The sequence below is a fragment of the Luteimonas cucumeris genome (assembly GCF_007830035.1).
In the GTDB taxonomy this organism is placed as follows: Bacteria; Pseudomonadota; Gammaproteobacteria; order Xanthomonadales; family Xanthomonadaceae; genus Luteimonas_C; species Luteimonas_C cucumeris.
In genome coordinates this window covers 151604-172207 of sequence record NZ_VLKN01000007.1, presented here as the reverse complement: position 1 = coordinate 172207, position 20604 = coordinate 151604, and the positions used below count along the sequence as shown (strand labels likewise).

At 65.8% G+C, this 20604-nt stretch carries 23 protein-coding genes; 7 read left to right on the top strand and 16 right to left on the bottom strand.

Translation table 11 applies throughout. The annotated features are described in order from the left end of the window. Positions 1-1684 (top strand): S8 family peptidase (locus IP90_RS14680; RefSeq protein ID WP_144900400.1); only part of this gene is annotated, 1684 nt, incomplete at its 5' end. 295 nt (positions 1685-1979) lie between these two features. On the opposite strand, the gene IP90_RS14670 is transcribed toward IP90_RS14680, so the two are convergent. The 8 genes from IP90_RS14670 to IP90_RS16665 form a co-directional block, all read right to left on the bottom strand. Next, positions 1980-2315, bottom strand: coding sequence for an antibiotic biosynthesis monooxygenase family protein (locus tag IP90_RS14670; RefSeq protein WP_144900399.1), 336 nt, complete (start codon positions 2313-2315; stop codon positions 1980-1982). 100 nt (positions 2316-2415) lie between these two features. After that, entirely contained in the window at positions 2416-2919 is a 504-nt protein-coding gene (locus IP90_RS14665; RefSeq protein WP_144900398.1) for a DUF1801 domain-containing protein, read from the bottom strand. 96 nt (positions 2920-3015) lie between these two features. Next, a complete protein-coding gene (locus IP90_RS14660; protein WP_144900397.1) occupies positions 3016-3336 on the bottom strand; it encodes a DUF1330 domain-containing protein in 321 nt (106 codons plus the stop codon). Between the two features lie 162 nt (positions 3337-3498). After that, positions 3499-3900, bottom strand: a complete 402-nt coding sequence (locus IP90_RS14655; protein ID WP_144900396.1) for a hypothetical protein — start codon at positions 3898-3900, stop codon at positions 3499-3501. Between the two features lie 87 nt (positions 3901-3987). Beyond that, complete coding sequence (locus IP90_RS14650) at positions 3988-4296, bottom strand: RNA polymerase alpha subunit C-terminal domain-containing protein (protein ID WP_144900395.1); 309 nt, start codon at positions 4294-4296, stop codon at positions 3988-3990. A 162-nt stretch (positions 4297-4458) separates the two neighbouring features. Continuing rightward, positions 4459-5502 (bottom strand): alpha/beta fold hydrolase, encoded by a 1044-nt coding sequence (locus tag IP90_RS14645; RefSeq protein ID WP_144900394.1) that lies wholly within the window; start codon positions 5500-5502, stop codon positions 4459-4461. A 282-nt stretch (positions 5503-5784) separates the two neighbouring features. Beyond that, positions 5785-5940, bottom strand: coding sequence for a sulfatase/phosphatase domain-containing protein (locus tag IP90_RS16670; protein WP_158635365.1), 156 nt, complete (start codon positions 5938-5940; stop codon positions 5785-5787). Beyond that, positions 5916-6059 carry a hypothetical protein gene (locus IP90_RS16665; protein WP_158635364.1) on the bottom strand — a complete coding sequence of 48 codons (144 nt, stop codon included), beginning with the start codon at positions 6057-6059 and terminating at the stop codon, positions 5916-5918. Before IP90_RS16665 ends, IP90_RS16670 begins: the two co-directional genes overlap by 25 nt. A gap of 234 nt (positions 6060-6293) precedes the next feature. Between IP90_RS16665 and IP90_RS14635 the strand changes: the two genes are divergently transcribed. After that, positions 6294-6677, top strand: coding sequence for a helix-turn-helix transcriptional regulator (locus IP90_RS14635; RefSeq protein ID WP_242007612.1), 384 nt, complete (start codon positions 6294-6296; stop codon positions 6675-6677). Positions 6678-6693: 16 nt separating this feature from the next. Here IP90_RS14635 and IP90_RS14630 read toward each other — a convergent pair whose 3' ends face one another. After that, positions 6694-8076 (bottom strand): L-serine ammonia-lyase, encoded by a 1383-nt coding sequence (locus tag IP90_RS14630; RefSeq protein WP_144900392.1) that lies wholly within the window; start codon positions 8074-8076, stop codon positions 6694-6696. A 106-nt stretch (positions 8077-8182) separates the two neighbouring features. Here IP90_RS14630 and IP90_RS14625 point away from each other — a divergent pair, with 106 nt between their 5' ends. Further along, a complete protein-coding gene (locus IP90_RS14625) occupies positions 8183-8410 on the top strand; it encodes a glutaredoxin family protein (protein WP_144900391.1) in 228 nt (75 codons plus the stop codon). A 152-nt stretch (positions 8411-8562) separates the two neighbouring features. Here the strand turns inward: IP90_RS14625 and IP90_RS14620 are convergent, their stop codons facing one another. The 3 genes from IP90_RS14620 to IP90_RS14610 are packed head-to-tail and all read right to left on the bottom strand — an operon-like array spanning position 8563 to position 10359. Continuing rightward, positions 8563-9129, bottom strand: coding sequence for a YceI family protein (locus IP90_RS14620; protein WP_144900390.1), 567 nt, complete (start codon positions 9127-9129; stop codon positions 8563-8565). Further along, positions 9119-9706, bottom strand: coding sequence for a cytochrome b (locus tag IP90_RS14615; RefSeq protein ID WP_144900389.1), 588 nt, complete (start codon positions 9704-9706; stop codon positions 9119-9121). The genes IP90_RS14620 and IP90_RS14615 overlap by 11 nt, the downstream gene beginning before the upstream one ends. Next, positions 9703-10359: a YceI family protein gene (locus tag IP90_RS14610; RefSeq protein ID WP_144900416.1), complete on the bottom strand. Its 657-nt coding sequence runs from the start codon at positions 10357-10359 to the stop codon at positions 9703-9705. Before IP90_RS14610 ends, IP90_RS14615 begins: the two co-directional genes overlap by 4 nt. Positions 10360-10515: 156 nt before the next feature. Here IP90_RS14610 and IP90_RS14605 point away from each other — a divergent pair, with 156 nt between their 5' ends. Both IP90_RS14605 and IP90_RS16660 read left to right on the top strand, forming a co-directional pair. Next, a complete protein-coding gene (locus tag IP90_RS14605; RefSeq protein WP_158635363.1) occupies positions 10516-14040 on the top strand; it encodes a hybrid sensor histidine kinase/response regulator in 3525 nt (1174 codons plus the stop codon). Between the two features lie 99 nt (positions 14041-14139). Continuing rightward, the gene (locus tag IP90_RS16660) at positions 14140-14313 is read left to right on the top strand and encodes a hypothetical protein (protein WP_158635362.1); all 174 of its coding nucleotides are present in this window, start codon (positions 14140-14142) and stop codon (positions 14311-14313) included. Positions 14314-14612: 299 nt separating this feature from the next. On the opposite strand, the gene IP90_RS14600 is transcribed toward IP90_RS16660, so the two are convergent. Then, a complete protein-coding gene (locus IP90_RS14600; protein WP_242007611.1) occupies positions 14613-15635 on the bottom strand; it encodes a proline iminopeptidase-family hydrolase in 1023 nt (340 codons plus the stop codon). A gap of 214 nt (positions 15636-15849) precedes the next feature. Then, entirely contained in the window at positions 15850-16779 is a 930-nt protein-coding gene (locus IP90_RS14595; protein WP_144900387.1) for a LysR substrate-binding domain-containing protein, read from the bottom strand. Positions 16780-16872: 93 nt separating this feature from the next. On the opposite strand from IP90_RS14595, the gene IP90_RS14590 reads away from it, so the two are divergent. After that, positions 16873-17943: a hypothetical protein gene (locus IP90_RS14590; protein WP_144900386.1), complete on the top strand. Its 1071-nt coding sequence runs from the start codon at positions 16873-16875 to the stop codon at positions 17941-17943. 109 nt (positions 17944-18052) lie between these two features. After that, entirely contained in the window at positions 18053-18883 is an 831-nt protein-coding gene (locus IP90_RS14585; RefSeq protein ID WP_242007610.1) for a TolB family protein, read from the top strand. 157 nt (positions 18884-19040) lie between these two features. Here IP90_RS14585 and hemE read toward each other — a convergent pair whose 3' ends face one another. After that, complete coding sequence (gene hemE / locus IP90_RS14580) at positions 19041-20186, bottom strand: uroporphyrinogen decarboxylase (RefSeq protein WP_144900384.1); 1146 nt, start codon at positions 20184-20186, stop codon at positions 19041-19043. Positions 20187-20288: 102 nt separating this feature from the next. After that, on the bottom strand, positions 20289-20543 hold the full coding sequence (locus IP90_RS14575; protein ID WP_144900383.1) for a WGR domain-containing protein: 255 nt from the start codon (positions 20541-20543) through the stop codon (positions 20289-20291). Positions 20544-20604 lie beyond the last annotated feature (61 nt).

Sequence of the window (20604 nt, the reverse complement as noted above, 5' to 3'; positions counted from 1 at the left end):
AAGCCGCAACATCGTGCCGTTGGCGCGCACGCAGGCGCCGACCGGCTTCGACCGCTTCATCGTCAAGTATCGCGATGGCAGTACTGCGCGCCGCACTGCGATGGCGACCGCCGATCACGCCGGCGCCGTGCTGCGCAGGACCGGGTTCGCCGGTGCCTCGGCGCTGTCGCTGTCGCACGTACGCAGGACCGGCGTCGGTGCCGACGTGATGCGCGCCTCGCGTCGTTTGAACAAGGCCGAGGCCGAAGCCTTCCTCGTCCAGTTGCGCCGCGATCCGTCCGTGCAGTTCGCGCAGCCGGATTACATCAAGCAGCGTTACGAAGTAGTGCCGAACGATCCGTACTTCGCGCAGCTGCAATGGGACTACACCGACCCGGTCGGCGGCATCAACGCAACCACCGCCTGGGACACCGCGCAGGGCGACGGCGTGGTGGTGGCGGTGCTCGACACCGGCCATGCCGACCACAGCGACCTGGATGCCAACCTGGTGCCGGGTTATGACTTCATCCACGATCCGGTCGTCGGCGGTGACGGCGATGGCCGCGACGCCGACGCGCACGACCCGGGCGACTGGTACGGCGGCGACGCCAGCTCCTGGCACGGCACGCACGTCGCCGGCACGGTCGCCGCGGTGACCAACAACGGCACGGGCCTTGCCGGTGTCGCCTACATGGCCAAGGTGCAGCCGGTGCGCGTGCTCGGCCACGGCGGCGGCTACACCTCCGACATCGCCGACGCGATCGTCTGGGCCTCCGGCGGCACGGTGGATGGCGTGCCGGCCAACGAGAACCCGGCCGAAGTGATCAACCTCAGCCTCGGCGGTTATGGCTCCTGCACCCAGGATCCGATGACGCAGGCGGCCATCGACGGTGCGATCAGCCGCGGTGTGACCGTGGTCGTCGCCGCCGGCAACGACAGCATGGACGCGGCCAACGCTTCGCCGGCCAGCTGCAAGGGCGTGATCACGGTCGGCGCGACCGGCATCGACGGTGGCAAGTCCTGGTTCTCCAATTACGGCGCCACCGTCACGCTGTCCGCACCGGGCGGCAACGCCACCAGCGGCAGCGATCCCGACGACCGCTGGATCTGGTCGACCGGCAACGCCGGCAGCGAAGGACCGGAAGCACCCGCACTCGTCGGGATGATCGGCACCTCGCAGGCCAGCCCGCACGTCGCCGGCGTGGTCGCGCTGATGCAGAGCGCGGCGGTCGCCGCCGGCAAGCCGGTGCTGACTCCGGCGCAGGTCAAGAACATCCTGCGCCGTACCGCACGTCCGTTCCCGATGCAGCCGCCGGTCAGCACGCCGATGGGCGCGGGCATCCTCGATGCCGCCGCGGCCACCCTGGCAGCCACGCAGGATGTCGGCGACGAACCGGCCGAGGCGCTGAGCAATCGCGTGCCCATGTCCGGCCAGACCGGTGCGGCCGGCGACGAGCTGCTGTACAGCATCGAAGTGCCGGCCGGCACGCGCAGCCTCAACCTGCGCAGCTACGGCGGCACCGGCAACGTCTCGCTCTACGTGGCTCACGACTACCTGCCGACCGCCGCGCAGCACGACCGCAAGTCGGCCAAGCCCGGCAACAGCGAAGCGGTGGTCATCACCAATCCGGTGGCCGGCACGTACTACCTGCGCATGGTCGGCGAGCAGGCCTTCACCAACGTCTCGGTGATGGCGTTGTATTGATCGTCCTGATTGATGTGTTGTCGTGACCAGGTGTTCTGGTTCGAAGGGGGCGGAAATTCCGCCCCCTTTTTTTATGCGGAACGCAAACACCAACAGGCCCTGCTCAGACGCCTATATCCCGCTCCATAGCGTGCGCTGCGCGCACGATCACTCCCGACGACGCGCTATGCGCGCTCATCAGACCGCAACCAGGCAAACCGCCTCGACGTTGTGGCCATCCGGATCACGCACCAACGCCGCGTAGCAAGACTCCGCCTAGGGATGCAAGCCGGGAGCGCTGTTGTCGGACGGATCGTCAGCGATCGTCGTGTTCGAGCGGAACCAGAAAATCCGCCACCGGCTCGAGAATCAGTTCCGGCAGGGTTTCGGCAATGGCTTCGCGCAGCTGCTGCCAGGCTTGAGGATCCACCGACGGGCGCGCCAAGCCTTCGGCTTTCGCCTCGGCCGATGGCCACTGGGTATAGCTGTACCAGACGTTGTCCGGCCCACGATGCAGGCGCGATCCCAACGAGCCGCGCTCGGTCACCAGCAACCGGGTAACCCGCGACCAGGCCTGGATGAAGGTCTGTTCGGCGCCGGGATGCAGGCGCCAACGATATATGGCGCAGAAAGCGGTACCTGCGTTGCTCATGTTTCCTCGTTTGGATGCATTTGGTGTGACCAATCCGCTGCGCCCAGGTTCTGGATCAAACCCATCGTGAGGCGGCTTGGTTCGAATGAATTCCAGTCGCTCACATCCGTTCGCCCGGCAGTCGACTGGCTTGCTCGACCCAGTCGACGAACTGCGCTTCGTCGAGTTGGCCCTCGTGGATGTCGAGATACCGCACTGCCTTGTGTTTCGACTCGCCGGGAGGCAGAGGACGCAGCGACGCACCGCGGAGGAAAGTCACCTTGATGTACTTCGTGAAGCAGTGAAAGCTGAGAAACCAGACGCCCTCTTCGATGCCATAGAAGGGCGAGTTCCATTTCACGGCCTTGCATACCCCGGGAACGGCGCGTTCGATGAGCGTATCCAGGCGGCGCCCAACGTCGCTTTTCCAGCCCGGCATAGCCGCGATGTAGGCTTGTACGGGCGCGTTGCCGTATCCCATCGCGATCTGGGGGTTGCCGCCGGAGAGCAGGACGACTTTGCCCGGCTTCGGCTTCGGTGCCGTCTTGCGCGGCTTGGCCGTCTTCGCAGAGCCTCGTTTGGCGGTGGCTTTCCCGGCGGCCTTCTTCGTCTTCTTCTCGACCATGCTGATCAACCCTCCACTTGTCGGCCCCATCACTTTGATCAATTCAAGCCGGACGGCTTCGATTCAAATGAAAGTTCAGAGCGCGGAATGGCGCGTCTAGCTGAGAATATCCGCACCGTTGTGACCGTCCGGAACGCCTTGGACCAAAATCACGTCGCCTTCGGTATGGTCCATGCGCAATGCTCGAATGGCCCGATACGAATCGGACTCATACCAGTCCTTGGCCGTTTCCATGCAAGGAAACTCGATGATGACCAGGTCTCCGGACCATGATCCTTCCAGCGGCTGATACGGACCGCCATGAACGCGGTACTTTCCGGAGAAGGGCGCCAGCGTCTCATCGATGCGCTGCAGGTACTCCTTGATCTCCGGCCCGAATCGCGTTTCACGGATCATCGCAACGGCATACGCAGTCATCATTATCCTCAATGTGAATGTTTCACTGCTTGGTAGCTGAGTAAGCCAAGCACCTCGAATTGCTAGACATCACCGTCATGGTTGAGCGCCCCGTGCCAGGATCGGACTCTCACTCGGTTAATTTTCGAGGCAGTGGCCCATATCGGAATTGAGGGGAAAGCGCTAGCTGCCGCTACTCCAACGCCCACCTCCACGCGTACAGCTGGACGGCAGATCAGCAAGGTCGCTGCCCAACCTTCCATAGTAGTAGGCATCCCGTTTGGTTTTGAGAAAGCCTCTGCAGATTCCTTGGGCTGGGCGCTTACACTGCTTCATGTAGGTAATCTTCCCGGCAGCGCCACCAAGAATCGCTGACGTATTGGCGAGCTTCTCACAAGATTGTTTGAAAGATTCTTCTGGCTCTTCTGGATCAGATTGCATGCAATCTTTCGATTTGACCGTGCGGCCAAGAACGGTGAACGAACCATCAATAAGGCAGGCCCGGTCCTCATTGTCTTTGGCATGAAGTTGACTTGGCAAGCAGATTGCAGCGGCAAGAAATGCACACAAAAGCGTCTCTTTCATAGAACCTCCATGTGTGATGAATCTCAGCAAGCGCCCCAACGCCAGAATTAAGCCGCGCAGGGAAGCGGCGTAGGCTTGAATGAACTGTTAGCCTTCACCGTGAGAAGGCTTGAACGATAGGCCCTTGGCTTTCAATGCATCCTTCAGCTTTGGCATTGAACTAGGCCCCATGCCATGTAACTCAAGGACTTGAGCTTCGGTATGCTTGGCAAGCTGAGACAGCGTGGCAATACCTTTGCTTTCAAGCGCGCGCCTTGCAGGGGCAGCTAACTCAGACAAGAAGCCAGCCTCAGGCTTGCGTTGCGCTTCGCACTTGGGACACGTAGGGCAATCCGAACTTTTGTAGTACTTGTGCCCGCTAGGACAGGTCTTGAGAGTTCCTTTAGGTCCCGCCATTGAGGTCTCCGATCACGGCAATGCTGCTAGTGAAGGCTAACTAGGAATAGGTGCCACTATCGGGGCATAACGCCGATCCTGCTGGTTCCTTTCAAGCCGTCAACGGGATGTCGATACATTTTACCGGCAGGCGCAGCCCTGCGAAACGTGCTCGCTCGCGTCCTACGTGGCGGGCTGCTGCTTCAGATCAATCGGCGCGTGGTTCTGCAGCGTCTGCAGCAAGGCGGCGTTGAAACGCTCGGGCGCTTCGACCTGGGGCGAGTGGCCGAGGTCGTTGAACTCGACCAGGTTCGCGTTCGGAATCAGACGCGCGGCGCGCTGGCCGAGTTGGGGATAGTCGCCGAGTTGCTTGGCCAGTTCCGGCGGGGCCAGATCCTTGCCGATCGCGGTGCGGTCACGTTGCCCGATCAGCAGCGTGGTCGGCACGCGCAGGCGCGGGAATTCGTACAGCACCGGCTGGTTGAAGATCATGTCCGAGGCCAGTGCCTGGTTCCAGGCCACGCTTTCCTTGCCGGCGCCGGCATACATGCCGGCCAGCATGTCGACCCAGCGGTCGTACTCGGGCTTCCATTGGCCGCCGTAATACACGGCCTGCTGGTACTTCCTGATGCTTTCGGAACTGGTTTTCAGTTCGTTGCCGTACCAGGCATCGACGCTGCGCCACGGCACGCCTTCGGCGCGCCAGTCTTCCAGCCCGATCGGGTTGACCATCACCAGTTGTTCCGTCGCCTGCGGATACTGCAACGCGTAGCGCGCGGCCAGCATGCCGCCCATCGAATGGCCGACGATCGCTGCACGCTCGACACCGATCGACTGCAGCAGCGCATGCGTGTTGCCGGCCAGCTGTGCGAGGCTGAACTGGTAACGCTCTGGCTTGCTCGATTTGCAGAAACCGACCTGGTCGGGCGCGATCACGCGATAACCAGCCGCGCTGAGCGCAGCGATCGCCGATTCCCAGGTCGCGGCGCAGAAGTTCTTGCCGTGCATCAGTACCACGGTACGGCCGTTTGCCTCGCCCTGCGGTGCGACATCGAGGTAGGCCATCACCAGCGGTTGCCGCTGCGATTCCAGGGTGAAGAACTGCACGGGATGCGGGTACTCGAAGTCCTCCAGTTGCGGACCATAAGTGGGCTGCTGCGCTGCGAAAACAGCGAGCGGGAACACCAAGGCCAGCAGCAAGGCGATCGACGAAGGACGGTAGCGCATGACGCTCTCCTGCAAAATTATTCGCAATGCTAACGCGTCATGCGTCAACGATGCTTCAGCAATGCTTCGCTTGGCGGTTCGCGGTGTTCGACACGGCGCAACAATAATTACTTGTCATCCCGAGCGCAGTGAGGAACCTGCTGTGTGGGACTTTTGGCGCCATTACAACAACAGGTCCCTTACTGCGTTCGGGATGACAGGTTTTCAGGCCGGACACTTGCCCGGCTCAAGCTTCGGCGCAATGTATCCCAGCGGATCGACATCGCCGGTCTGCGCGCGTAATTAGGTGATGCGCGCCTTCAGCCGCGCGATGCGTTCGGCATGTTCCGGCGCCGCGATCAGGTTGACCCGTTCGTCCGGATCCTTCCGCATGTCGTAGAACGTCCATTCCTCCGGTTGCTCCCCGAAGTGGATCAGCTTCCAGCGATCGGTGCGCACGCCGCGGTGTTTGCGTGCGCAATGCACGGTGCCTGCGCCAGTGCACCCGGCAGCGATAGGCCGGCCATGCCTGCGCCCATGAGTTGCAGGGCCTTGCGGCGGCTGAGGTGGGAGGACATGGCTCGACTCCGTGGCGGATCGATGCAGCCGGCGCATCGCGCCGGGACTGCCAAGCGGGGAGTCGATATCTTCGCCTCATGTAACCGTTTGCATATTGCGGCGCGGCATGGCCGCTGGGCGTATGCGCAGCGCGGGCACGACGTTGTCATGCGGCTGTCGTGTCGTTGTCGTGGCGCCGGGCGCCTGCTTGCGGGACGCTGGCGTGGTTCCTATCTTGGAAGGAGGCAGCAACCGTGGTTCCCGATATGAAGGTAGACCTCAATCTGGTCAAACGCCTGCGCGAAGAGCGGGCCTGGTCGCAGGAGCACCTGGCGACGGTAGCCGGTCTGAGCACGCGCACCATCCAGCGGATCGAGACCGACGGCCGCGCGTCGCACGAGTCGCGGCTGGCACTGGCCGCGGCGTTCGGCATCGCCGCAGAGCGACTGGTCGCCGTCGATCAGGCCGCGCAATCACGGCCACTGCGGGAAATCATCCCGGACACGCTGGCCTGGCTGGATTTTTCCCGGCGCGATGTCCGCGTCATCGCCGGAATGGCGGCCGTGTTCGCGGCTGTCGTGTTCATCTACCAGGCCGGACATGCCGCCGGGACGTTCGTGTATTACGTGACGCACTGAACCGCGCGCGGCGCGCTCAGCACTCGATGACGTTCACCGCCAGTCCGCCGCGGCTGGTTTCCTTGTACTTGTCCTGCATGTCGCGGCCAGTGTCGCGCATGGTCTTGATGACCTTGTCGAGGCTGACCTTGTGCTTGCCGTCGCCGCGTTGCGCCATGCGCGCGGCGTTGATCGCCTTGACCGCGCCCATCGCGTTGCGTTCGATGCACGGGATCTGCACCAGTCCGCCGATCGGATCGCAGGTCAGGCCGAGGTTGTGTTCCATGCCGATTTCCGCGGCGTTCTCGATCTGTCCCGGCGTGCCGCCGAGCGCGGCGACCAGGCCGCCGGCAGCCATCGAGCAGGCCACGCCGACTTCGCCCTGGCAACCGACTTCGGCGCCGCTGATCGATGCGTTTTCCTTGTACAGGATGCCGATCGCCGCCGCGGTCAACAGGAAGTCGAAGATGCCCTGCTCATTGGCGGCCGGGCAGAAGCGCTCGTAGTAGTGACCGACCGCGGGGATGATGCCGGCGGCGCCGTTGGTCGGCGCGGTGACGACACGGCCGCCAGCGGCGTTTTCCTCGTTGACTGCGAGTGCGTACAGGTTGACCCAGTCGAGCACGGTCAAAGGATCGCGCATCGCCGCTTCGGGCTTGCTCGACAGCTCGGCGTACAGCGCCGGCGCACGCCGCGCGACATGCAGGCCGCCGGGCAGCGTGCCGGTCTCGCGGATGCCTCGCGCCACGCAACTCTGCATCGCCTTCCAGATCTCGCGCAGGCCGTCCCTGATCTCGTCTTCGCTGCGCCAGGCCTTCTCGTTGGCGAACATCAGCTGCGCGATGCTCAGCCCGTTGCGTTGTGCCTGCGCCAGCAGTTCGTCGCCGCTGTGGAACGGGTAGGGCAGTTCGGTGGTGTCGGCGACGATGCGGTCTTCCGCGGCCTCGTCCTGGTTGACGACGAAGCCGCCACCGACCGAGTAGTAATCGCGCGTGGCGATGACGTTGTCGTCGGCGTCGTAGGCGGTGAAGCGCATGCCGTTGGTGTGGTACGGCAGCTTCTGGCGCTTGTTCATGACCAGATCGCGCTTCTCGTCGAAGCCGATCTCGTGGCGGCCGAACAGGTTGAGCTTCTTGCTGCCGCGGATGCGTTCCAGCGCGGCCGGGATGATGTCCGGATCGATCAGGTTCGGCCAGTGGCCTTCCAGGCCCATCAGCACGGCCTTGTCGGTGCCGTGGCCGCGCCCGGTCAGCGCCAGCGAGCCGAACACCTCGGCGCGGATGCGCGCGACATCGGTCACGCGGTCGCATTCGACCAGCCATTTCTCGACGAAACGCGCCGCCGCGCGCATCGGTCCGACCGTATGAGAGGAACTCGGCCCGATGCCGATCTTGAACAAATCGAAGGTGCTGACAGCCACGTAACGACTACTCCGGTGAGCCCCGCGAGGGATGGCAGGCGGGGACAGCCGCTATTCTACGCGTCACCCCGGGGCAGCCCCGCCAGCCGCCGATGCCGACACGCCGATGCCCCTGATCCTGTACCAGCGCGACGATTGCCATCTCTGCGATCTGGCGCTGGAGGTGCTGGCGACGGTGCGCGCGCCGGAATTCGAGAGCGTGTTCATCGACGACGACGAGACGCTGGAAACCGCCTACGGCACGCGCGTGCCGGTGCTGCGTGACGACACCGACGGCCGCGAGCTGGAGTGGCCGTTCGATGCGGCGCGGCTGCGCGCGTTTCTGGCTTCGTAGCCAGGTAGCGTGCGCCGTGCGCACGATCGCGTGGAGCCCCTTACGTGCGCGCAGCGCACGCTACGTCACGCAGCCAGGTAGCGTGCGCTGTGCGCACGACGGCGTGGAGCCCCTCGTGCGCACAGCGCACGCTACGTTGGGCGAAGCCGGCGCTACTTGGCCGGCTGCAGCACGACCTTGGTGCTGATCGCCACTTCGTTGGGGATGGACGCGGTGTCGGCCCAGTCGCCGCCGCCGACGCCGAAGTCGAGGCGCTTGACCGTGGCCTTGCCGGCGAGCACCGGTTGCGTGCCCGGTGTCCAGGTGAAGGTCAGCGTGACCGGTTTGCTGACGCCGCGCAGCGACAAGGTGCCGTCGGCGGCGTACTGGTTGCCACCGAGCGCGCGGAATTTGCTGGCGCTGTATTGCGCCTGCGCGAACTTGGCGACATTGAAGAAATCGGCTTCCTGCAGTGTCGAATCGCGATCGGCATTGCCGGTCTTCGCATTCGCCAGCGGAATGGTCACGTCGAGTTTCGCATCCGCCAGGTGCGCGGGATCGAAGCTCAGCTTCGTCGCGAAACCTGGAAAGCTGCCGGTGAAGGTTTCGCCGTCGTACTGGCTGGCGAACACCAGCGTCGAGCCCGGCGCCTGCACATAGTCGGTGGCGAACGCGGGCGTTGCCATCATCGCCACCAACGCGGCGGCGACGGCGGCGGGCGAGGACATTTCATGCGACATCGTGGTGCTCCTGTAGCGGTGGTTTGCGACGCCCGCGCGGCAGCATGCGCGTCAGCGTGGCGTCGTTGCGGAAGAGGTGGTGGTAGAAGGCCGCGCCGACATGCACGGCGACCAGCGCCACCAGCACCCAGAACAGCGTGCCGTGGGCCTGGTGTGACAACTCGCTGAGCGATTCGTTCGGCGCGCTGAGTTTGGGCACGTTCACCAGGCCGAACCAGTGGAAAGGACGCAAACCGCTGGATGAGTCGTACAGCCACCCGGACAGCGGCATCGCGAAGATCAGCGCGTACAGCAGCCAATGGGTGACGCCGGCAATGCGCGCCTGCCAGCGCGGCGTGCCGGGCACCGCTTGCGGCGCTCCGGCGAACAGGCGCCAGGCCAGGCGCAACACGGCCAGCGCCAGTACGGTCAGACCCAGCGACTTGTGCAGCGTGTACACCCAGAAATATTTCGGCGTGCGCGGCAGCGAATCCATGGTCAGGCCGATGATGGCGATGGCCAGGATCAGCACGACGATCAGCCAGTGGAAGGTCTGGCTGACGCTGCCCCAGCGGTCCGTGGTGTTCTTCAGGGTCATGGCGTGGATGCGGGTTCCTGGGTTGCGGAGGTCTGCGATGGCACGGCATCGACTGCGCCATCTCGCGCATTCGATGCGATCGGCTGCGCTTCGGCTTCGATCCGCAACTCGACGCTGTCGCCGATCACCGCCGGCCAGGCATCGATGCCGAATGCCTTGCGGCTGATCGTGGTGGTGGCGGAGAAACCGGCGGTTTCGCGAAATGGCGGCATCGGATGGCGCTTGAGCTGGTTCAACTTGACGTCCAGCCGGATCTCCTTCGCCGCGCCATGCAGTCTGAGCGTGCCGAACACGGTGGCGTGATGCGCGTCGATCGGCTCGATGCGGGTCGAGGTGAAGGTCGCTTCCGGATAGGTATCGACGTAAAGCAGCTTGCGACCCTGCACCGCCTGGTTCCATTCGGCATCGCCGAGGTCGATGCGCGCCAGCGGCACGCTGACCTCGAGTTTCGCGCTGGACCAGTCGGCAGGGTCGAATTGCAGCGTGCCGGTGCTGCCCGAGACGGTGCCGATCGCCTGCGAAAACCCCGCATGCGATACCGCGAACATCACCCGCGTATGTACCGGATCGAGCCGGTACTGCGTCAATCCGGCGGCGGACGCGGCCGGTGCAAGCGCCAGCCACAGCAGCCCGCCCAGGCAGTGCAGCGACATCGGCAGGACGGCACGATTCGAAAACATGTCGGGATTCTAGGCCGGTCACGGTGAATGTGTGCAGGCGCCGGCCGCGCGGGCGCGGGCTTGCGGCCGCAACGCTGCGTTGCGAGCATTGCCCGGGACGCCCGCATCGCGCGGCCGGGGAGGGATTCCATGCTGCGCACATTGATGGTGCTGCTGGCGTTGTGCTGGACGGTGGCGGCGCAGGCGCAACTGCCCGAGACGCCGCAGTTCCGCCGCTTCGGTTTCGAACAGGGCCTGCCCAAGAGCGCCATCCACCTGGCGGTGGATCGCCAGGGTTACCTGTGGATCGCGACTTTGGACGGACTGGCGCGCTACGACGGGGTCGAATTCAAGCTGTGGCGACAGGCGATCGGCGCGTCCGACTCGTTGCCGGACAACGCGCTGCAGGTGGTGCACGTCGATGCGCAGGATCGCGTCTGGGTCGCCAGCATGACCGCATTGAGCCGGCTCGACGGCGACCGCCGCGGTTTCGACACCTTCGACTTTCCCGATGCGCTCGCCGGCTGCCAGCGCGAAATCACCTCGATTGCTTCCACGCCACAGGGCGACCTGTGGTTCGGCAACTACGACGGCGAGCTCTGCCACCGCGATGCGCAAGGCAGGATCAGGCGCCATGCCGCCGGCGCCGCGCAATCCGAAGGCCTGCCGGCGGCCGCGGTCATGGCCTTGCTGATCGACAAGCGCGGGCGCCTGCTGGTCGGCACCGACGATGGTCTGGTGCGCCTGGAACAGGGCCGTTTCCGGCGCATGGCTCCAGGCATGTTCGAAGGCACCAAGGTCGCCGGACTCAGCATGGAAGCCGACGGCACGATCTGGATCGGCAGCGACAAGGGCCTGCACCGCTTGTCGTCGAACGACCTGCTGACGCCCGCGCCGTGGCCGATGCACGAAAACGCGACCCATGGCGTGGTGGTGCGCGATCGTCGCGGCGGGCGCTGGATCGGCACGATGGGTGGCCTGTATCGCGAGAAGTCCGGTGTCTTCCAGCTGATGCAGCGCGATGGCGGCATCGGCCTGTGGGGCCCGGAAAGCGGCGTGCTGTGCATGGTGCAGGACCTCGAAGGCGGCATCTGGTTCGCGACCTACTCGCAGGGACTCGCCTACCTGCCGCCGGACTGGGACCGGTTCGCGACGATGACTTCGGTCGATGGGTTGATGCTCGACAACCTCGACCTGCGCGATTCAGTGGCCGATCGCGATGGCGGTTTCTGGGTGGCGACGGCCACCGATCTCTATCGACTGGAACGCGACAGTCGCAGCCTGCGCAGGATCATTTCCGCGAAGGACCTCGGCGTGCAGTGGATCCACTCGCTGGCGTCGCGGCCGGACGGCAGGCTGTGGATCGGCCACGCCACCGGAATGAGCCTGTACGACCCGGTGCAGCGCCAGGCACGACGCTGGCCATCGCCCGCCTCGGACGAACTCGGCAGCACGATCTCGCAGATCATGGAATTGCCGGACGGACAGCTCTGGCTATCGCTGTACGGTGGCGCCGTGCGCGGTCATGCCGCTGACGGCACCTTGTTGGTCGAGATCGATCCCGACGATGCCGGCCACGCGGGCTGGCGTGGCACCACCTTGCTGGTGCGCGGCCCGGACGACCGCCCGTGGTGGCCTTCCGCACAGGGCCTGCAGCGATGGGAGGGAGGGGGCACCGTCAACGCGGCGATCGAACCGGGCCCGGCCGTGCACGCATTCGCCTTCGCCGGCAGCGATCGCGTATGGGTCGCGCGTTTCGGCATGCTGGAGTCGTATGACTGGGACGGTAGCGCGTTGAAGCTGCGCGAGCGCATCGACAACGGCGATGGCCTGCCGGCGGTCGACATCGACGGCATGCTGGTCAGTCCCGGCGGCCAGATCTGGCTGAGCACGATCCGCGGCCTGCTGCTGTATTCGCCTGGAAGCCGCCGCCTGCGCATGTTCGGCGCGCAGGACGGCCTGCCGGATCCGGATTTCTCCTTTGCCCAGCCGCGGTTGGGCAGCCATGGCACCGCGCTGGCGATCTCGGCTGGCGGCGTGGCGCTGTTCGATCCGGAAATGCGCGTGCCCGATCCGAGCCCGCCGCCGCTGGCGATCGAAAGCATCAGCGTGCTGCGCGACGAGGATAAGCTGCCATTCGACCTGTCCGCGCCGATCGCGCTGCAGCCACAGGACCGCGACCTGCGTATCAGCGCGCGACTGCTGTCATACGCCGATCCGCGCTCGCATCACTACCGCTTCAAGCTGGAGGGCTACGACCCGGACTGGATCGTGCAGCAGGGCAATGGCGAGCGCGTGTTCTCGCGGCTGGATCCGGGTCGCTACCGGCTGATGGTGCAGGCCGCCGGCGCCGATGGCGGCTGGTCGAAGATGCAGGATTTCCCGATCGTGGTGCCGCCGCCGTGGTGGCGATCCGCCTGGGCGCTGGTCGGGTTCGCACTGCTGGGCGGCGCGGTGCTGGGCAGCCTGGCGCTGGAATACCGGCGACGGTTGCGCGGCCGCCAGCAATGGCAGCTGGCGCGGCACAAGCACGAGCTGGCCGAACAGGCGTCCGAAGCCAAGACCCGTTTCCTGGCCACGCTCGGCCACGAAGTGCGCACGCCGATGACCGGCGTGCTGGGCATGAGCGAACTGCTGCTGGGTACGCATCTGGACGAACGCCAGCGCGGCTACGCGCAATCGATCCGCCGCGCCGGCGAGCATCTGCTGCGACTGGTCAACAACGCGCTGGATCTGGCTCGCGTCGAAGCCGGTCGCCTGGACCTGGAGGAAGTCGATTTCGACCTGCGCGAACTGATCGACGACGTGGTCGCGCTGATGGCGCCGATGGCCGAATCGCGCAGACTGCAGTTCAGCGATGAAATCGATGCCGACATTCCGCGCGTGCTGCGCGGCGATCCGATGCGGCTGCGGCAGATCCTGCTCAACCTGCTCGGCAACGCGATCAAGTTCACCGAGCGCGGTGATGTCGGCCTGCGCGTGTCGCGACTGTCGCCGCGCGGCGTGCGCCTGGAGGTGAGCGACACCGGTCCCGGCCTCAACGAGGAACAGCGCACGCGCCTGTTCCGCCGCTTCGAACAGGCCGACGGCGCGCGTACCGCATCGCGTTACGGCGGCAGCGGGCTGGGCCTGGCGATCTGCCAGGAACTGGCCGCGGCGATGGGCGGACGCATCGATGTCGACAGCACGCCGGGCGTCGGCAGTCGCTTCGTGGTCGACCTGCCGCTGGCCGAAGGCGATGCCGCCGCACTCGCGTCGGCGCCGGTGGCTGCGACCGTGACGACCGCGCCGGCATCGTTGCGCATCCTGCTGGTTGAAGACGATCCCACCGTCGCCGAAGTCGTCGGTGGCCTGCTGCGCACGCGCGGCCACCACGTCATCCACGCCGCGCATGGCCTGGCCGCATTGACCGAAGCGGCGATGGCGCCGTACGACGTCGCGCTGCTCGACCTCGACCTGCCCGGCATGGACGGCCTGGCGCTGGCACGGCAACTGCGCGCGCAGCGTTTCACCGCGCCGCTGATCGCCGTCACCGCGCGCTCCGACGCCGATGCCGAACAGCAGACGCAGGACGCAGGCTTCGACGGCTTCGTGCGCAAACCGGTGACCGGCGCGATGCTGGACGAGGCGATCGAGGCGGTGCTGCCGGAGGCCAGTCTGCGTAGGGCGCAGTAACCGAAGGGCATTGCGCCGCGTGGCCATCCGGAGCTTGTGTCATCCGGCGCATTACGCCTGCGGCTAATGCGCCCTACGCAGCTAGAAGTGCTCCGGAAGATGATTGGCGCCTTCCGGAATCCGATCCGGGTCTTCGTCAAGGCACCGGCGCGCTTCCGCAAGGCGATTTTTGCCTTCGCGAACCCTGAAATCGCCTTCCCGAGAGGTCGAATCACCTTCCCGAATCCGAAAATCGCCTTCGCGACAGGCTGGATCGCGTTCCCGAATCCCTGAGTCGCCTTCGCAAAGGATCGAGTCGGCCAATTCAATACCGCACGGGATTCCGCCGTATGGAACGTCCCTTTGCGAGGACGAAGGCAGTCAAGCCGATACGAGTGCGGTGAGCAGGTCGCCTGCCGCTGTCGACATCGCGCAGGAAATCGACCAGCGCCCGGGATGACGGTCTACGTAGGGCGCAATAACCGAAGGGCACTGCGCCGCATGGCCATCCGGAGCTTGCGTCATCCGGCGCATTGCGCCTGCGGCTAATGCACCCTACCGGGTTGCGGATCGATAAAGCAGAGCTTTGCAATTCAGCCGCCGCTGTCGACATCGCGCAGGAAATCGATCAGGCCATTCATGTAGGTTGCCTGGTCGTCGTACATCGCCATGTGGCTGCCTTGCGGGCAGTACAGGTAACGGCCCTGCGGCAGGCGCTTGCTCATCATTTCCATGAAAGCAGGATCCATGGTGTCGTACCGCGCGCCGATCACCAGGGTCGGTACCTCGATTTTCGCCAGGTCGTCGGTGCGATCCCAGTCCTGCAGGATGCCGCTGGCGCCGAGTTCGCTCGGCCCCTGCATCGGCACGTACACCTTCTTGTTGATCCTGGCGAAGGCTCGATTGACCGGGTCGGGCCATTGCGCCGCCGGCATGCGCAGGACGTGCTGCTCGTAATGCGGCGTCAGCAACTGCATGTAACGCGGGTCGTCGTACTGCTTGGCCGCTTCCATGCGCTTGATTTCAGCCAGCGCGGCCGGGTCCATCTGCGGCATCAGCGTCTGTTCGGCATAACGGTTGTAGGCCGGGATGCTGGACATCACGTTGGAGATGATCAGACCCTTCAGATGCTGCGGGTACTTGAGCGCATATTCCGTCGCCAGGATGCCGCCCCAGGAATGGCCGAGCAGGTAGAAGTTGTCCTTGTCCAGATGCAGCGCCTTGCGCACCTGTTCCACTTCCTCGACGAAGCGCGCGGTATCGAGCAGCCGTGGATCGTCCGGCTGGTCGCTGTAGGCCGAGCCGAGCTGGTCGTAGTAGTAGTACTCGATGCCCGCGTCCGGCAGATAACTGTCGAAGGCCTCGAAATATTCGTGCGTGGCGCCGGGACCGCCGTGCAGGAGCAATAACTTGATCCGGGGATTGTTGCCGACGCGCTTGGTCCAGACCTTGAAGTCGCCGACCGGGGTGTGGATCGGGATCATCCGCGCGCCACCGCTGAGCACGTCGTCGCGGCCACTGTTGTCGAAATAGGCGCTCGAGGCTGGTTTCGCTGGATCGGCAGCCTGCGCGATACCGCACAGCAACAGCAACGCCAGCATGGCGAATCGTTTCACGGCGACAGCTCCCCGTTGGTTGGCAGTGTCGAGCGTAGTCGCGCGTCGAGCGGCCATGCAAGCCAGGGCTGGGTGGCGTGAGCCGCTGTTGCCTGCGGTGTAGCTGTCCAGCGTGTGCTTTACCTGGGCACGGACGGAATTGAAAAGGCCCCGATGACTTGGTTCGTGATCACGGCGGAAAAGCGGAATCAGCGCGCATTTGCCTTGAACGGGTTTAGCCGCCGGCGACTTTTGCCAGAAACGGCCGCGCGGCGCGCAGGGCGGTTTCGGATTCGTCGCGCAGCCATTCGCGGAAGCGGGCGACCTTGCGCTGTTCGCTGCGGGCCACGGCGCTGACGAACCAGAAGCTGCGGCCGTCGCTGGCGACGGTGTCGTGGGCGGGGACCAGGCGGCCGGCGTCGAGTTCGGCGCGGAACAGGATCGGCGAGCCGATCGCGATGCCGTGCCCGGCAACCGCGGCGGCGACATCCAGGTGCTCGGCCGAGAATGTGGTGCCGAAACCATCGTCCGGTAACGCACGTTCGAGGCCGCTGGCTCGACACCACAGCGTCCACCAGTCCGGCCGGCCGAGCAGCGGCACGTCCAGACGCGCGCGCGGATCGGCCAGTGCGCGCGCCGCGTCGCGCAGCGCCGGCGCGCACAGCGGCATGAACACGCTGGGGAACAGCGCATCCTCGCGCAGTCCGGACCAGCCGCCGTGGCCGTTGCGGATGGCGGCGTCGTAACGGCCTCCCGCCAGATCCTGGGCTTCCGCCGACAGATCCAGTTCCAGCACGATCTCCGGATGGCGCGCGCGGAACGCACCCAACCGCGGCGTGAGCCAACTGGTGCCCAAGGTCGGCAGGGTGGTCAGCGTGAGCCGCGCCGCGTCCATGTCGGCGGCGCGGACGAAGCTGGCGCGCAGCGCTTCGAAGGCCCGGGTGGCCTCGCCGGACACCGTGCGCCCCGCGTCGGTGAGTTCGACATGCTGCGCGTGGCGCAGGAACAGGCGCACGCCGATCTGCTCCTCGAGCCGACGCACGTGGTAGCTCACCGAGGCGGCCGTGGTGTCCAGTTCCTCCGCCGCCTTCGCGAAGCTGCCCAGGCGCGCCGCGGCTTCGAAGACGCGGATCGAGGCAAGCGAGGGAAAGCGGTTGGCGACCATAAGTCTGGCTTAGCCTGCAGCCGCATTCCCGAATGGTCAACGCGTCCGGCCGGCAGTCACCATGCGGCGTATCGATATGGACGGAGCAAACGCATGCGACGACGCGATTTCATCGCATCCCTGGGCTCGCTGGGAGCGCTGGGCCTGCCGCCGCTGCGGGCATTCGCGGCCGGGCTGCCTCCCGGCGCCGCCGCTGCGGCCAACCATGCGGACGACTGGCGCTGGCTGCTCGGCAGCTGGGACGTACGCCATCGTCGGCTCAAGGAGCGGCTGGTGGGCGACACGCGCTGGGAGGAGTTCGCCGGCAGGAGCGCGCTGTGGCTGACCCTGGGCGGACTCGGCACGGTGGACGACAACCTCGTCGAACTGCCCGGCGGCGGCTACCGCGGAATGAGCCTCCGCGCCTTCGATCCGGCGACGGAAACCTGGTCGATCTGGTGGCTCGACGGTCGCAATCCCACCCGCATCGATCCGCCCGTGCGTGGCAGCTTCGCGGGCGATACCGGCACCTTCCTCGGGCGCGATACCCTCAAGGGCCGGCCGATCGTCATGCGTTTCCGCTGGCGCGACATCCATGGGCCGCGGCCATGGTGGGAACAGGCGTTCTCGGCCGACGACGGCGCCAGTTGGGAAGTGAACTGGCGCAACTGGTTCACCCGCACCGCCGCGCAGCCCGCAGCGCTGCCGGCGCTGTCCGACGCTCCTGGCGATTTCGACTTCCTGGCAGGCCGCTGGAACGTGCGCCATCGACGCCTGCGCCAACGCCTCGTCGGCAGCGATGCCTGGGACGTGTTCGACGGCACCCTGCACAACTGGCCGGTGCTGGGCGGACATGGCAACGTCGGCGACAACGTCATGGCCTTTCCCGCCGGCACCGTGCGCGGCATGGGCATCCGCAGCTACGACCCGGCCAGCCGGCAGTGGCTGAGCTGGTGGCTGGACGGACGCGAGCCTTCGCGCATCGCCGCGCCGCTGCGCGGGGGATTCGCCGATGGCGTGGGCACGTTCACCGGCGACGACATGGTCGGCGGGAAGCCGGTACGGGCGCGCGTGCTCTGGTCGCGCATCACGCCAAGCTCGGCACGCTGGGAGCAGGCAGCCTCGGCCGACGGCGGCGCGACCTGGGAGACGAACTGGGTCAGCGAATTCGAGCGGCAGGGCTGAGATGCGACGGTCGGCGCGAAGCATCACGTCGGCGGCATGCGGCGTCGCACTCGGGGTTTGCGCCTGCATGTGCGTGCAGGCGCAGCGGGTCGTACAGAATGAAGCGGTAGTGTGGGTCGACGGTGCAGCCGAGTTGTTCGCACCCGGCGTCGCGTCCACGTCGGCCAGCGAAATCCGGTTGACACTCAGTCCCGACGGCGCGATGGCGCTGTGGTTCAGCCGCGACCGTCGTGGTGGGCCGGGCGGCTACGACATCTGGATGGCGCGTCGTCGCGATGGACGCTGGAGCGCGGCCACGCCGGTGTCGTTCAACTCGCCACAGCGCGACTTCGACCCCGCGTTCTCCGCGGACGGCCGCTACGTCTACTTCTGTTCCGACCGGCCCGGTGGCCTGGGCGGCGATGACGTGTATCGCGTGCCGGTAACGGACGAGGGCTTCGGCAACGTCGAACCGCTGGGCGCGGCGATCAACAGCGCGAGCGACGAATTCGCGCCGATGCTTTCACCGGCCGGCGACCGATTGCTGTTCTCCAGCGATCGCACCGGCGGTGCCGGCGGGCACGATCTGTATCTGGCACCGATGTCTGCGGGAAAACTGCAGACCGCACGGCCCATTGCCGGCGGCATCAACACCGTGGCCCACGAATTCGACGCCACCTTCCTGTCCGACGGCGCGACGATCGTGTTCGCGCGCGCTCAGGATTTCGACAAGGCGCGCGTGGATCTGTTCGCTGCCGCACCGCACGCAGGCCGCTACGGCACCGGCACGCGCCTGCCGCCGCCGGCGAACCATGACGAAGGCGACAGCTACGGACCCATGCTTGACTGGTCGCAGCCGGACTGGTTCACGCTGTCGGCGCGGCGCCCCGGCAGCGGCGGGATGGATCTGTATCGGGTGCACTATCGCTTGCCGGCGAATGGAGTCGTTGAAGCGCCATGAGTCGCGAAACTCGGCAAATGCTTTCGCATGTAGTTAGGACGTAGGGCGCAATAACCAAAGGGCATTGCGCCGCATGGTTGTCCGAAGCCCGTGGCATCCGGCGCATTACGCCTGCGGCTAATGCGCCCTACGGGAATTGGCGATACACCTGGGCCGCTCAGCGCCGGCTGAACTCATGCACCGCATCGACCAGCGCACGCACGTGCTCCGGATCCATGTCCGGCGACAGGCCGTGGCCGAGGTTGAAGACGTGGCCTTCGCGCGAGCCGCCGTTGCCTTCGGCGTAGCTGTCCAGCGTGTTCCTCACCTGTGCACGGATCGCGTCCGGGGAACCGTAGAGGATGGCCGGATCGAGGTTGCCCTGCAGTGCGACCTTGCCCTGGGTGCGACGCGCGGCTTCCGACAGTTCGACCAGCCAGTCGACGCCGACGCCTTCGGCGCCGCTGGCGGCGAGCGCTTCCAGGTACGGGGCGTTGCCCTTGCCGAACAGGATCAACGGCGTCCCATGATCCCGCTCATCCTGGGTCTGTCGAAGGACCTGAGCCTGTCCAAGACCCCGCTCGTCCTGAGCCTGTCGAAGGACGCCGCGCTGCAGTTCGTGCGCGATGCGGGTGAGATAGGGCAGCGAGAATTCGCGGTACATCGATGGCGACAGCACGCCGCCCCAGGTGTCGAACACCTGCAGCACCTGCGCACCGGCCGCGCGCTGCGCCGACAGATAGGCGATCACCGCGTCGGTATTGACCGACAGCAGCTGGTGCAGCGCCTTCGGATCGTTCAGCGCCAGTGCCTTGATCCGCGAATAGTTGTCGCTGCCGCCGCCTTCGACCATGTAGCAGGCCAGCGTCCACGGACTGCCGGAGAAACCGATCAGCGGCACGCGGTTGTCCAGTTCGCGGCGGATCGTGCGGATCGCGTCCATCACGTAGCGCAGTTCGGTTTCCATGTCCGGCACCGCGAGCTTCGCGATGCTCGCCGCGTCGCGCACCGGATGGCGGAACTTGGGGCCTTCGCCTTCGACGAAGTACAACTCCAGCCCCATCGCGTCGGGAATGGTGAGGATGTCGGAGAACAGGATCGCGGCGTCCAGGTCGAAACGCGCCAGCGGCTGCACGGTGACTTCGCAGGCGATGTCCGGATTTTTTGCCATGCCGAGGAAGCTGCCGGCGCGCTGGCGGGTGGCGCGGTACTCGGGCAGATAGCGACCGGCCTGGCGCATCAGCCATACGGGGGTGCAGTCGACGGGTTCGCGGCGCAGTGCGCGCAGCAGGCGGTCGTTCTTCGGGGTTGTTGCGTCAGTCATTCTTCTGTCCTTGTCATCCCGAGCGACGCGAGGGATCTGCTTTCGGATGCGTAGCCGCAAGCGGATCCCTCGCCGCGATCGGGATGACGGATGGGGAGTGGGTTATCGGGGCGCGTCCGTACCCTGCGCGAACATCATCTGGAAGCCGCGCTTGAGTTGCTGGTCGCGCGCGTGTTCAAGCGCGGCCAGTGCGCTGGCGTGATCCAGGAACTGCTCGCGCTTGAGCTGGCTGCGGCCGCCGATCTGGCCGGATTCGCGCACCAGTGCCCAGCCGCCGAGCAGGTCGGCTTCCAGCATCAGTTGCACGAAGCGAGGAGCTTCGCGGCCATCGGGGCGTTGTTGCAGGAGGAGGCGCATGGGGCCGTCATTGTACGTAGGGTGGGCCCGGGCCCACCATTGCGATGGTCATCCCGCGAGT